The following is an 11963-nucleotide window of genomic DNA, read 5'->3' as shown; positions in this document are numbered from 1 at the left end:
CCCCACCCACCCCCACCCCCATCTCCCTCTCCTTCGTCGCCGGAGCCCCCCCCCCCCCCCCCCCCCCCCCCCCCCCCCCCCCCGCCCCGGGCCGGTCACGGGCGTGCGGCGGGTGCGGTGCGCCTGCCGTGGAACGCCGAGCGGTAGGCGTGCGGCGTGGTGCCCACCACCTTGCGGAACCGCTCGCGGAACGCCGTGGGTGATCCGAAGCCGGCCTGCTGGGCGATCCGTTCGACGGTGTGGTCGCTGTTCTCCAGCAGGTACTGGGCACGCCTGACCCGTGCCCGCAGCAGCCACTGCAACGGCGTGGTGCCCGTCTGCTCGCGGAAGCGGCGGCTGAAAGTGCGCTCGCTCATGCCCGCGCGGGCCGCCATGGCGGCGAGCGTGACCTCGTGCGCCAGGTTGTCCTCGAGCCAGTCCAGCAGGGGCTCCAGGTCCGAGCCGCGGGGCACGGGCGGGTGCCGGTGCACGATGAACTGGGCCTGGCCGCCTTCCCGCTCCAGCGGCATGACCGACATCCGGGCCGCGTTCGCGGCCACGACCGATCCCAGGTCCCGGCGGATCATGTGCAGGCACATGTCCAGCGCGGCGGCGGCACCGGCCGAGGTGAGGATCTGGCCGTTGTCGACGTACAGCACGTCCGGCTCCACCTCGACGAGCGGGAAGGCGGCGGCGAGCCGCTCGGCGGCCACCCAGTGGGTGGTGGCGCGCAGCCCGTCCAGCAGCCCGGCCTCCGCCAGCACGAAGGCGCCCACGCACACCGAGGCGATCCGGGTGCCCGCCCCGGCCGCCCGGCGCAGCGCCGCGAGCACGGCGGGCGAGGGCGGCGGGGCCCCCTCGGCGCGGCCCGGGACGATGACCGTGTCGGCGTCCGCCAGCGCCTCCAGCCCCCGGTCGACGCGCAGGGCCAGACCGCCGTCCGCGGGCACCTCCGGCGTCTCGGCGCACAGGCGGACCCGGTAGGGGCGCCGGCCGTCGGGCAGCCGCGTCCAGTCGAAGACCTGCATGGGGGCCGCCATGTCGAACGGGATGACCCGGTCGAGCACCAGGATCGCCACGGAGTGCATGACCGCCACGATAGACGGGTTCCCGCCACCCCCCGAAACCCCGGGCTCCGCCGGGGGGAGGCGCGAAAGCACTGGTGGGCGGCGTTGGCGGGAATCCGTCGGAACCTGTCGTTCCGGCCTCTGGGCGGGTGTCCGGCGGGCGTCCTACGGTGGGCCCGCTCCCGTCGACCGCACCATGGAAAGGGTCCCGGTGACCAAGTTCCTGCTGTCCCTCCACGTCCTGGCCGCCATCGTCGCCGTCGGTCCCGTGACCGTCGCGGCCAGCATGTTCCCGCCGGCCGTGCGCCGGGCGGCGGCCCCCTCCGGCGGCGGACCCGCCGCCACCGCGGTGCAGGGCGTCGAGCTGCTCCACCGCATCTGCCGGGTCTACGCCCGCATCGGGATCGCGGTGCCCCTCCTGGGACTCGCCACGGCCCTGGCGATGGGCGTCCTGGGCGACGGCTGGCTCATCGCGTCGATCGCGCTGACCGCGGCGGCCGCCGGCGTCCTGCTCGCCTTCGTGCTGCCCCGCCAGGACGAACTCATCGGGCAGCTGAACGGGAACCGGGCCGTGGACCGGCACGGCACCGTCCGGCTGGCCATGTTCACCGGGGTGTTCAACCTGCTGTGGGCCACCGTCACGGTCCTGATGATCGTCCGTCCCGGCTCCACGACGGGTGCGTGAGCAGCCGGGAACGGAGCACGATGCGCCTGGGGCGAGGTCCGCACGGAATGCCCGCTCCGGGGTCACGGCGTGCGGGGGAACCGCCCCGGCGCGGTGGCCGGACGCCTACACTCGGCAGTCGCGTCCCCGCGCCGGGGCCGACGAGCAGAAAGGCACATGGTCGGGTGTTCCAGGAGTCCCCCATCTACGACCGACTCATCTCGGAGTGCGGCGACGTGCCCGCACAGGTTCGCCACGAGGCCGAACGCGTGAGCAGGGAGCTGGAGCTGGTCATGCGGCCCCTGCGGTCCCCCGGCCACGCCCCGGGACTCGACCGGCCGCCGTCCCCGGGCAACGGATGGCAGCGCACCGCCCTGCTGCCCGGAGCGCGACCGCACTGACCGCGGGACCCGCGGCCGGACGGCCGGGGCCGGCGGCTCCTCACCGCGGCGTGCCGGTCGCCTCGCTGACCTCCGGGGGCGACGCGGGGACGGGGCGGGCCAGCCACTCGGCGATGGTCCGCGCGATCGGCTGGCCCGTCTCCACCTCCACGAACCCGAACTGCCCCGACTGGTTGCACTCCAGGAACCACCACGTCCCGTCGGCGTCCTCGGCGAAGTCGAAAGCGCCGTAGGCCAGTTCGGCCTTCCGCGTGTACGCGCGCACGGCGTCGGCGGTGCGCGGCGGGACCTCGGCCGGCTCCCAGGGCGCGCCCGGGGCGGCGAAACGCACGTCCACCTCCGCGGGATCCGCGTCCGGGGCCGTCGCCTTGCGGGCGGCCAGCAACCGGTCACCCACCACGGTGAGCCGGACGTCGGCCCGCTTGGCGATCCGCCGCTGGAGCAGCGTCGGCCCGAACGCGACGGCGGAGAAGTCCGCGTCCGGCGCCACCCGGCTGGTCGGCACCGCCCGCGGCGGATCCTGCGGATGCGCCCCCGACACCGGTTTGACCACCAGGTCCGGGAAGCGCTCCGCGAACTCCCGGGCGGCGCGCGGAAACGTGGTGATCACCGTGGCGGGCACGGGCAGGCCGCACCGCTGGGCCAGACGCAGCTGCCACGGCTTGTGGCGGGCCCGGCGGGCCGCGTCCGGATGGTTCATCCAGCGCGCGTCCGAGCCGCGCAGCATGCCGTAGAGCGCCTGTGAGGCCTCCTCGGTCAGCCACGCGGACGGCCGGGCCGCCCGCGTGGCCGGGGCGCCCGGCCGGCGTACCCACACGGACCGCAGTCCGTTGATGCTCACCAGCCGCCCTCCGACGGACAGATGGCCGCGGAAGCGGCCGTGGACGAACTCGCCGGACAGCGAGACGCCGTCGGTCAGATCGGCGGGATCGAGGCGCACCACCGGCACCCCCGAGCCGTTCAGGTGCACGACCACCATGTCGGCGGTCACGTCCTCCTCGCAGGTGAGGATCAGCACGGTCATCGTCTACGGTCCGCAGTCAGTCGTCGAAGTGGGTCTTGGAACCCGCGGTGGACGTCGTGGTCCCCACCTCGCGCAGCAGCGCGTGGTCGCAGGCCGCGATCCGCCCGTCGACGAGTACGTTCAACTGCATCCCGGAGTCATACACATACGGAGTGGCGACCGCCAACTCCGCTACCGGACGTGCGTAGTTGAGCGCGAACGGTTGCATCGTCTCTCCCTCGTCGGTGCTGCGCCGACCAAGTGACGGCCAACTGCCCGCCGTTACCCGGTCCGCCGACTTCTTCTGCTCTCAGAGACATATACGAATCGAACGGGTGGTTGGTTTCCTCACGGAGCGTAGTCATCGGCGGGCCGGTGGCCCGGACGCCGGGACACCTCCCCGGGCGCCCCCGTCCCCAGGGAGCCGCGCATGCTCCGCAGGGCGAGCAGGAGGACGCCGACGTCGTCCAGGAAGACCGGGTCGGGCAGCAGGTCGGCGGGCAGCACCAGGTAGAGGACCGCGCCCCAGAAGACCCAGCGCGGCCCCGTGGGCAGACCGGCGCGGCGCAGCTCCCGTCGCGTACGGACCAGTCGCACCAGGACCGCGACGGCGCCGGCCAGCACGACGGCCGCGAGGACCGCGGCGACGATGAGCACCACGGTGGTGGTCTCCAACGGACTGTCCTCCTTCCGGCCCGCGCCGCGGACTCCTCCCGGCACAGGTCCCTTCGAGCGGATTCCCCTTCCCGGCGCCGGTATGGCGGTCGGGAACCGGACAGGCGCGCCCGTGCCCGGCGCCCCGCCGGACCCCCGGGGAACAGCGGACCGCCGCAGGTCGTCCCGGTGGTCCGGCCCGGTGGCGGCGCCGGGCGGGGGTGCCCGGTAATGGTCCGTGCGACGCCGCCGGTCGCGCGTCCGGGGGAGCGGGGCGGCCGCGGCCCTCCGGGGCCGGGTGCGGATCACTTCCCTCCGCCGCCTCCCGGGCGGCCGGGCGGGGGACGCGGCGGCCCGACCGCCCGCCGCGGACCGGCTACCGGTCGGACGCCGCCGGCCGCGGGCGGTCCGTCACCGACGGGGATCCGGCTGCCGGCGGGTTCTCGGGTATCGCCGCCGGCTGCGGTTCGGGCGCCTCCGGCCGCGAGGCGTCCGGCGCCTCCGGGGCCCCGGAAACCGCCGGACGCCGGGACCCGGCAGCCGGCTTCAGGCGGTCCAGTGCGCGGGTCAGCTGCCGCAGGGGGGAGGCGGCGGCCGTCCGGGAGGCCTGCTGCCGCCGGTTCCCCGGCGCCTCGGCCGCCTCCCGGTACGCGGCCAGTGCCTCGTGCGCGCGTTCGGCGGCCTCCCGGTACAGGTCCCGGGACTTCGTCATGGCATCCAGCGCCTCGGCGTACATGGCCACCAGTTCGCGCTCGCGGGCGAGTTCCTCCTCCAGTGTCAGCAGGTGCCAGTCCTCCCGCAGCGCGGTCAGGGCGTCCCGGGCGCCGTCCGGCAGCGGGCGCGGCAGCGCGTCGAACCGGGCCACGGCCTCGACGAGACCGGTCGGCTCCGTGCCGTCCAGGAAGACCGCGCGCACGGAGAAGTCCCCGGCGTCGTAGCCCTCCGGAGCGGGGCGGCCGGGCAGTACCACCGCGCCCCCGCGGGGCACCTCCACCCCCAGGTCCCGCAGCGCCCAGTTCACCACCCGCGCCTGCTGCGGCGCGGCCCGGTGCTCCACGACGCGGTGCCGCAGGCCCGGCGGCAGCCAGTGGGCGAGCGGCGTCCGGCCGCGTTCGTCCGTGGTCATGGCCTCGTGGACGACGACGTGGAGGTGCCACGTGTCCCGGGCGCAGTCGCGCAGCCGCCGCCGCACGGCCTTGTCGTCCTCGGGGAGCGGGTTGGCCGCTCCCGGCCGCAGCCCCGTCGCGGCGTCGTACCGCCAGTCGGCGTCCGGCTCCTGCGGCCAGAACATCCCGGCCGGGGAGGGCCAGGCGGGGTCCCACGGCTGCTCGGCCTCCGCGACCAGCGTCCAGTCCTGACCCTCCTCCGTGCCGGGCGCGAGGCTCAGCCGGGCCCGCACGGTGATCCCGTCGGCGACCCGCGCGCGGGACTCGAAGACCCGGTGCGGGGAGGCCGGGGAGCCGGGCACTTCCAGGAAGTCGTCGATGTCCTGGCTGTCCCTGAGCCGGCGCAGGGTGCGCCGGAGGACGTCCTCGGCCGCCGTTCCGGCGTGGCGGCCACGGGTCAGCCAGACCGTGGGAGGAAGGGTGGGGCGGGCTGCGGGGGAGGTCGACATGGATCCAGTGGTGAGCGGGGACACGTGCTCCTGCCAGTATCGCCGCCGTCGGCCGGCGAGACGACGCCGGACCCGCCGGGCCGCGGGTCCCGGTCGCTCCTGCCCCGTCGAGCGGCCTTCATGCGGCTCGGGCGCACTTCACGCGGCACGGGCGCACACACCGGGTGCGCGCGGCGCGCACCCGGCGGTGGCGGTTTCCCGCGCGGCACCGTCAGCCCCGGGAGCGCCGCCGCCGGCCCCCGCGGACGGGGGCCGGTCCGCCCTCCGCGCCGGGGCCGTCCCCGTCCGCGCACCCCGGCCGGCCTCCGGCGCCGCGGCGGGGCGGGGACCTTACCAGTGCCGAACCGGCCCTGTCGCATATTCCTCCGGAAAACGCCAAAGTCCTCACCCCGATCGAGCACACACCGTAGCGTCGACGTCACGTTCGCGGCACAACCGTGCGAGAGAGGGGATCCGGCGTGCCCGGAATCGACGAGAGCCTGCTGGAAGCCATGCGCCTCCCGGGTGCCCGCGGGGCGCTGGTGGTCGACTGGATCAGCGGGCTCGCGCTGGGCGCGGTGGGCGAGGCACCGGGCGGTGATCCGGAGGCGACGGCGGCGGAGACCGCCGAACTCGCCCGCCTCTCCGTGGAGAGCGGCACCCTGGCGCCGGCCGGGGGCGGGGGCGCCGGCAAGGAAGCGCCCGTCCAGGACCTGATCCTCACCACCGCCGACGCGTACCACCTGCTGCGGTTCGTCGTCACCACCTTCGACAGCACCGTGTTCCTCTACCTGTGGCTCGACCGCGCCGACGGCAACCTGGCCCTGGCCCGGATCCGGCTGGCCGAGATGGCGGACCGGCTGGTGCTCGGATGACCACGGCGGGACGTGCGGACGGATCGGTCCCGGACCTGCTCGGCATCCTCGCGGCCGACCACGCCACCGGGGCGCTCCCCACCCGGTCCGGCGTCTTCTACCTCTCGGCGGGGCAGGTCGTCCACGTCGAGTCCGCCCACAGCCCCGGCCTCGGGGACCTGCTCACCCGCAGCGGGGCCGTCGCCCGGGACGGCTGGTGGGAGGCGGTCGAGCGGGCGGGGGCCGGGCACCGCGTCGGCCGCCGGCTGGTGGACAGCGGACGTCTCGCCGCCGGGGCGCTGGAACTGTGCCACCTGGGCGCGCTCTTCGACGCGGCGTACTTCGCCCTCGCCCACGACGGCACCGCGCTCCGCTTCCGCCCCGGAGCCGCGCACTGGTTCGGCGCGGTCCGCCCCGTACCGGTGGCGGCGGTGCTGCGCGAGTCCTGGCGGCGCCGCGACCTGCTGCACCGCATCTGGCCCGACCCGGCCGTGGACACCGCCCCGCTCACCCGCGTGCCCGGTGTCGACCCCGCCGACCTGCCGCCCCGCCGCGGCCGCGCGTTCGCCCTGGTCGACGGGGGCCGCACCGCGGCGCAGATCGCCTCGGCCCTGGCCTGCCGCGCCTTCCACACCCTCGTCGAACTGCGCCGCCTGGCCGCCGACGGACTGGTCACCCCCGCGCCATCCCCGCCCGCCGTGCCCGTCCACCCCGTCCCCGGCGACGCGGGCGGCTCGGCGTGGGACGAGCCCGACACAGCACTGCTGAAACGGCTCCTGGACGCCTTGGAGGCACTGTGATCCGCGCGCGCCGACAGCGTGCCGAAAGGAGACTGCTCATGGCCGTCGAGACCGACGTGCTGGACGAACTGCGTCGGCTCCGCACCCGCGTACCCCGGCTGGCGGGCTCCCTCGCGGCCACCGTCGACGGGCTCGTCCTGGCCCACGACGTCCCGGACACCGAACCGGAGGGACTGGCCGCCCTCACCGCCGCCGCGCTGGGCGTCGCCCACCGCATGACGGACGCCGCCGGCCGCGGCGACTTCCGGGAACTCCTGGTCCGCGGCGCCCGGGGCTACATCGCCACCTACGCGGCCGGCACCACCGCCGTGCTCACCCTCCTCGCCGACGACCGGGTCAACGTGGGCCGGCTGCACCTGGAGGGGCGGCGCAGCGGCGCCCGGATCGCGGACCTCGTCGACACCCACATCGGCCCGGGCGGGGGCCGGCACGCCGACCGGCTCGCGGCCGGGGAGCACCCCGCGCCGCCCCCGGACCCCTCCCGCCGCATCGGGACCCTCCCGGTGCGGACCCCGCAGCGGCCCGCACACCGGCCCCAGCCCGGCGGCTGAACCCCGGCTTCCTCCCCGGACCGCCCACCGGAACACGATCCGGCGGCCGGCCCGCACCACCATCACGACGGAAAGGACACCTTCCATGGCCAACACCGAGACCGCGCTCAAGGAGTGCCTCGGCTCCATCGACGGGGCGACGGCCGCCGCGCTCGTCGACTACACCAGCGGCATGGCCCTCGGCACCCTGGGCGGGGGCAAGGACCTCAACCTGGAGGTCGCCGCCGCCGGCAACACGGACGTCGTGCGGTCCAAGCTGCGCACGATGGAACTCCTGGGCCTGAAGGAGGAGATCGAGGACATCCTGATCACCCTGAGCAGCCAGTACCACCTGATCCGCCTGCTGAAGGGACGCGGCGGCAACGGCCTCTTCCTGTACCTGGTGCTCGACGCGGGACGGGCCAACCTGGCGATGGCGCGGCACCAGCTGCGCCGCATCGAGGCCGACCTCGAGGTCTGACCGGGCCGCCGGACGGATCCCCGGACCGGGCCCTTCGCGCCGCACCGCGCGCGAAGGGCCCGCCGGTCCGCGCGGACCCCGGCCGGCGGGCCGCCGGACCTCCCGCCCGCGCGGATCGGACCGCGCCGGGCAGCCACCGGTCGGGGCCGAAGACCTCGCAGCGGGTGCCGCGGGCGGGGACGCCGGCCCCGAGCAGCCGGAGAGCGCCCGCGGTCCGGCCGTGGACCTCGAAGGCCCTCCCCGGGACACCGGGGCGGGACGGGGCCGCCCGGCCCGTGCGAAACACCGCCGGACCGGACAGGCTGGACTCCGGGGGCCTTCGGCCGCCGAGGCGCCGGGGCCCCGCGCGAAACGGACGGGAGAGGGAGTGACCGTCATGGCCGAGAGGACCCTGCCGAACCCGGCGGAGGGCGCCCCGGTGGGCGACCTGGGACGCCGCCTGGCCCGGCGCCGCACGGAGCTGGGCCTCACCCGCGGGGAAGTGGCGGCCCGGGCGGGCCTGGCACCGGGCTACCTCCGCCACCTGGAGGAGCACCCGGGCGCGGCGCCGGGCACGGGCGTCCTGCTCAGGCTGGCCGGCGTGCTCGGGACCACGCTGAACCGGCTCACCGGCGGGGACGTCGACGCGCCGCCCGGCCCCGGGCGGGCCGCCCCGCGGGCGGAGTCCACCGAGCTGGACGCCGAGGAGTGCCGCGCCCTGCTCGGCACCCACGGCGTGGGACGGATCGCCGTCCCCACCGACGGGGGGCCGCTCGTCGTCCCCGTCAACTACGACGTCGTCGACGACGCCGTCGTCTTCCGTACCGCCCCCGGCACGGTCCCCGCGCGGGCCGCCGGCCGCCGGGTGGCCTTCGAGGCCGACCGGATCGACGACGCGCTGAGCCGGGGATGGAGCGTGCTCGTCCGCGGGGACGCGCGGGCCGTCACGGACCCGGACGAGGTGCGCCGACTGGACGAACGGGCGTTCAGCGCGCCGTGGGCGGGCGGCCGCCGCGAGCTGTGGGTGCGGATCGATCCGGCCGAGGTGACCGGTCGCCGCGTCACGGTGTGAAACGGCGTGCGAGGGGCGGCGTGCGGGCCGGCGGGGGTGGCGTCCCGGCGGGGCGGACGCACCGGTGGCGGGGCGGCACCGCGGGGGATCGGTGCCGCCCCGACGCCAGTGTCGCGCGTCCGGCCACCGCGCCGCGGGGGCCGAAGGTCCCTGACGGCGGGGCCGGCCGGCCCCGCCGGGGCAGGGCACCGCCCGGGCGCCGCGGGACCGCCCGGGAACGGGAGGGCGGCGGAGCCGGTGTGTGCTCCGCGCCCGCCGCGGGTACTCCGTGCGCGACCGCCGGCCGTGGCGGCCGCCCCGACCACGACGGCGGGCCTCCCACCGTCGGTGACGGAACCGGGACGGACCGTCGCGGCGCGGCGCCCGGCAAGCGCCGTACGAGGCCTTCGGGGCACGTGCGGCCGCCGTCGGCGGGAGGAGCGTCGAAGTGACGGCCTGGACGTGGGAGTACGAGGGGTACGACCCCGCCGACGCGCGCCTGAGGGAGTCGCTGTGCACCCTGGGCAACGGCTACTTCGCCACCCGGGGCGCGCTGCCGGAGTGCACCGCGGACGAGGTGCACTACCCGGGGACCTACGTGGCCGGCTGCTACAACCGGCTCACCTCCGAGGTGGCCGGCCGGCGGGTCGAGAACGAGGACATGGTCAACCTCCCCAACTGGCTGCCGCTGCGCTTCCGGCCGGCCGGCGAGCCCTGGCTCACCCCCGACACCACGGCCGTGCTCGACCACCGCGAGACCCTGCACCTGTCCTCGGGGCTGCTGGAGCGCAGCACGCGGTACGGCCTCGGCACGGGGCGGACCCTGCTCGTGCGCCAGTACCGGCTCGTGCACATGGCCGACCCGCACCTGGCCGCGCTGCGCACCGAGTTCACCGCCGAGGGCTTCTCCGGCACCCTCGAGGCCGAGGCGGCGCTGGACGGCGGTGTCACCAACGCCGGCGTGCCGCGCTACCGGGACCTGGACGGCCGTCACCTCACCCACGTCCTCACCGGCACGGCCGCCGAGGACACCGTCTGGCTGCGCTGCCGCACCCGCACCTCCGACGTCCGGATCGCCCTCGCCGCCCGGCTGGCGTCGGACGCGCCGGTCGGCAGCCGGCACGACCGCCCGCGCGCCCTCCAGACGACCCGTCTGCACCTGGTCGCCGGCCGTCCCGTCACCGTCGACAAGATCGTCGCCCTGCACACCTCCCGCGACCCGGCGATCAGCGATCCGCTGCACGCCGCCGTCGACCGGGTGGGCCGGGCGGGCGGTTTCGACGAGCTGATGGAGCCGCACCTGACGGCCTGGCACCAGCTGTGGCGCCGCGCCGACCTGGACGTGCCCGGCGAGGCGGGCCGCATCCTCCGGCTGCACCTCTTCCACGTCCTGCAGACCCTCTCGCCGCACACCGCCGACCTGGACGTGGGGGTCCCGGCCCGGGGACTGCACGGCGAGGCCTACCGCGGCCATGTCTTCTGGGACGAGCTGTTCGTCCTGCCGTACCTCAACCTGCACTTCCCCGAGGTCTCCCGTGCGCTGCTGCACTACCGGCACCGGCGCCTGGAACGGGCCCGCACCGCCGCCCACGACGCGGGGCGCCGGGGCGCGATGTACCCCTGGCAGAGCGGCAGCGACGGCCGGGAGGAGACCCAGCAGCTGCACCTCAACCCCCGCTCCGGACGCTGGCTGCCCGACGACTCCCGGCTCCAGCACCACGTGGGGTCGGCGATCGCGTACAACGTGTGGCAGTACTGCGAGGCCAGCGGGGACGAGGAGTTCCTGCACACCAAGGGCGCCGAGATGCTGCTGCAGATCTCCCGCTTCTGGGCGGACTCGGCCACCTGGGACGACCGTCTGGGCCGCCACCGCATCAAGGGCGTGGTCGGTCCGGACGAGTACCACGACGCGTACCCGGACGCGGCCGGGCCGGGTCTCGACGACAACGCCTACACCAACGTCACGGCCGCCTGGGTGCTCGCCCGCACCGTGGAGGTGCTGCGGGGCCTTCCCGAGCCGCGCCGCCGCGAACTCGACGAGCGGACCGGGCTGGACGCGGGCGAGCTCGAGGAGTGGGAGGAGGTCTCCCGCACCCTGCACGTCCCCTTCCACAACGGCGTCGTCAGCCAGTTCGAGGGCTACGGCGAGCTCGCCGAACTCGACTGGCGGGGCTACCGGCGGCGCTACGGCGACATCCGGCGGCTGGACCGGATCCTGGAGGCAGAGGGCGACACCACCAACCGCTACCAGGCGTCCAAGCAGGCGGACGTCCTGATGCTCGGCTACCTCTTCTCGCCCGCGGAGCTCCAGGGCGTCTTCCGCCGGCTGGGCCTGGCCCTGGACGAACGGACCTGGCGGCGTACGGTGGACCACTACCTGCACCGCACCAGCCACGGTTCCACCCTCAGCGGCCTGGTCCACGGCCGGGTCCTGGCCCGGGCCCGCCGCGCGGACGCCTGGAAGTTCTGCCAGGAGGCGCTCCAGGCGGACATCGCCGACATCCAGGGCGGCACCACGGGCGAGGGCATCCACCTCGGCGCGATGGCCGGCACCCTCGATCTCGTCCAGCGCGGGCTGACCGGGCTGGAGACCCGCGACGGAGCCCTGTGGCTCGACCCGGTGCCCCTGCCCGAACTGTCCTCCTACGGCTTCACCCTGCGCTACCACGGCCACTGGGGCGTGCACCTGCGGCTGGAACACGGTCTGCTGGAGATCACCGTCCCCGCGTCCGGGCGGTCGCCGATCGACGTGCACCTCCCGGACCGCACCGTCCGCCTCCAGCCGGGCGAGACGGACCGGCTGGCCCTTCCGGACTGACAGTGAGGATGTGTGGTGGCTTCTCCGGGTGGGTCTGACTCATGGACTGACCGACGCCGTCTGGCTGTCCTCAAGGGGATTCGTCGGC

At 75.9% G+C, this 11963-nt stretch carries 13 protein-coding genes; 8 read left to right on the top strand and 5 right to left on the bottom strand.

From position 1 onward, the window contains the following. Nucleotides 1-95 precede the first annotated feature (95 nt). On the bottom strand, nucleotides 96-1067 hold the full coding sequence (locus tag ACZ56B_RS01505; RefSeq protein ID WP_468785052.1) for a GlxA family transcriptional regulator: 972 nt from the start codon (nucleotides 1065-1067) through the stop codon (nucleotides 96-98). A gap of 190 nt (nucleotides 1068-1257) precedes the next feature. On the opposite strand from ACZ56B_RS01505, the gene ACZ56B_RS01500 reads away from it, so the two are divergent. Both ACZ56B_RS01500 and ACZ56B_RS01495 read left to right on the top strand, forming a co-directional pair. Beyond that, entirely contained in the window at nucleotides 1258-1731 is a 474-nt protein-coding gene (locus ACZ56B_RS01500; protein ID WP_468785051.1) for a hypothetical protein, read from the top strand. Between the two features lie 164 nt (nucleotides 1732-1895). Further along, nucleotides 1896-2111, top strand: a complete 216-nt coding sequence (locus ACZ56B_RS01495; protein ID WP_468785049.1) for a hypothetical protein — start codon at nucleotides 1896-1898, stop codon at nucleotides 2109-2111. Between the two features lie 40 nt (nucleotides 2112-2151). Here the strand turns inward: ACZ56B_RS01495 and tgmB are convergent, their stop codons facing one another. The 4 genes from tgmB to ACZ56B_RS01475 form a co-directional block, all read right to left on the bottom strand. Beyond that, on the bottom strand, nucleotides 2152-3135 hold the full coding sequence (gene tgmB / locus ACZ56B_RS01490; protein WP_468785047.1) for an ATP-grasp ribosomal peptide maturase: 984 nt from the start codon (nucleotides 3133-3135) through the stop codon (nucleotides 2152-2154). A gap of 16 nt (nucleotides 3136-3151) precedes the next feature. Continuing rightward, nucleotides 3152-3343, bottom strand: a complete 192-nt coding sequence (tgmA, locus tag ACZ56B_RS01485; RefSeq protein WP_004979382.1) for a putative ATP-grasp-modified RiPP — start codon at nucleotides 3341-3343, stop codon at nucleotides 3152-3154. Between the two features lie 119 nt (nucleotides 3344-3462). Then, nucleotides 3463-3789, bottom strand: a complete 327-nt coding sequence (locus ACZ56B_RS01480; RefSeq protein ID WP_468785045.1) for a YkvA family protein — start codon at nucleotides 3787-3789, stop codon at nucleotides 3463-3465. 355 nt (nucleotides 3790-4144) lie between these two features. Next, nucleotides 4145-5383: a hypothetical protein gene (locus ACZ56B_RS01475; protein ID WP_468785043.1), complete on the bottom strand. Its 1239-nt coding sequence runs from the start codon at nucleotides 5381-5383 to the stop codon at nucleotides 4145-4147. A gap of 458 nt (nucleotides 5384-5841) precedes the next feature. Here ACZ56B_RS01475 and ACZ56B_RS01470 point away from each other — a divergent pair, with 458 nt between their 5' ends. The 6 genes from ACZ56B_RS01470 to ACZ56B_RS01445 all read left to right on the top strand — a co-directional run bounded on the left by ACZ56B_RS01470 (nucleotide 5842) and on the right by ACZ56B_RS01445 (nucleotide 11875). Then, nucleotides 5842-6237: a hypothetical protein gene (locus ACZ56B_RS01470; RefSeq protein WP_468785041.1), complete on the top strand. Its 396-nt coding sequence runs from the start codon at nucleotides 5842-5844 to the stop codon at nucleotides 6235-6237. Continuing rightward, a complete protein-coding gene (locus ACZ56B_RS01465; RefSeq protein ID WP_468785039.1) occupies nucleotides 6234-7016 on the top strand; it encodes a hypothetical protein in 783 nt (260 codons plus the stop codon). The genes ACZ56B_RS01470 and ACZ56B_RS01465 overlap by 4 nt, the downstream gene beginning before the upstream one ends. Nucleotides 7017-7054: 38 nt before the next feature. Next, complete coding sequence (locus ACZ56B_RS01460; protein ID WP_468785037.1) at nucleotides 7055-7567, top strand: roadblock/LC7 domain-containing protein; 513 nt, start codon at nucleotides 7055-7057, stop codon at nucleotides 7565-7567. Between the two features lie 85 nt (nucleotides 7568-7652). Beyond that, entirely contained in the window at nucleotides 7653-8027 is a 375-nt protein-coding gene (locus ACZ56B_RS01455) for a hypothetical protein (protein WP_468785035.1), read from the top strand. A gap of 367 nt (nucleotides 8028-8394) precedes the next feature. Then, nucleotides 8395-9078 carry a helix-turn-helix domain-containing protein gene (locus ACZ56B_RS01450; RefSeq protein WP_468785033.1) on the top strand — a complete coding sequence of 228 codons (684 nt, stop codon included), beginning with the start codon at nucleotides 8395-8397 and terminating at the stop codon, nucleotides 9076-9078. 427 nt (nucleotides 9079-9505) lie between these two features. Further along, nucleotides 9506-11875, top strand: a complete 2370-nt coding sequence (locus ACZ56B_RS01445; protein ID WP_468785031.1) for a glycoside hydrolase family 65 protein — start codon at nucleotides 9506-9508, stop codon at nucleotides 11873-11875. The last annotated feature ends 88 nt before the right edge of the window (nucleotides 11876-11963 follow it).

The organism is Streptomyces sp. NPDC034670 (assembly GCF_055574875.1).
The sequence above is the reverse complement of the archived record's forward strand: the minus strand, read 5'-3'. Positions and strand labels throughout refer to the sequence as shown.

Coding starts and splice junctions, on each gene's coding strand:
- ACZ56B_RS01505 (WP_468785052.1), bottom strand. CDS start 1,067: ATGCACTCCGTGGCGATCCTGGTGCTCGACCGGGTCATCCCGTTCGAC.
- tgmB (WP_468785047.1), bottom strand. CDS start 3,135: ATGACCGTGCTGATCCTCACCTGCGAGGAGGACGTGACCGCCGACATG.
- tgmA (WP_004979382.1), bottom strand. CDS start 3,343: ATGCAACCGTTCGCGCTCAACTACGCACGTCCGGTAGCGGAGTTGGCG.
- ACZ56B_RS01475 (WP_468785043.1), bottom strand. CDS start 5,383: ATGTCGACCTCCCCCGCAGCCCGCCCCACCCTTCCTCCCACGGTCTGG.
- ACZ56B_RS01465 (WP_468785039.1), top strand. CDS start 6,234: ATGACCACGGCGGGACGTGCGGACGGATCGGTCCCGGACCTGCTCGGC.
- ACZ56B_RS01460 (WP_468785037.1), top strand. CDS start 7,055: ATGGCCGTCGAGACCGACGTGCTGGACGAACTGCGTCGGCTCCGCACC.
- ACZ56B_RS01455 (WP_468785035.1), top strand. CDS start 7,653: ATGGCCAACACCGAGACCGCGCTCAAGGAGTGCCTCGGCTCCATCGAC.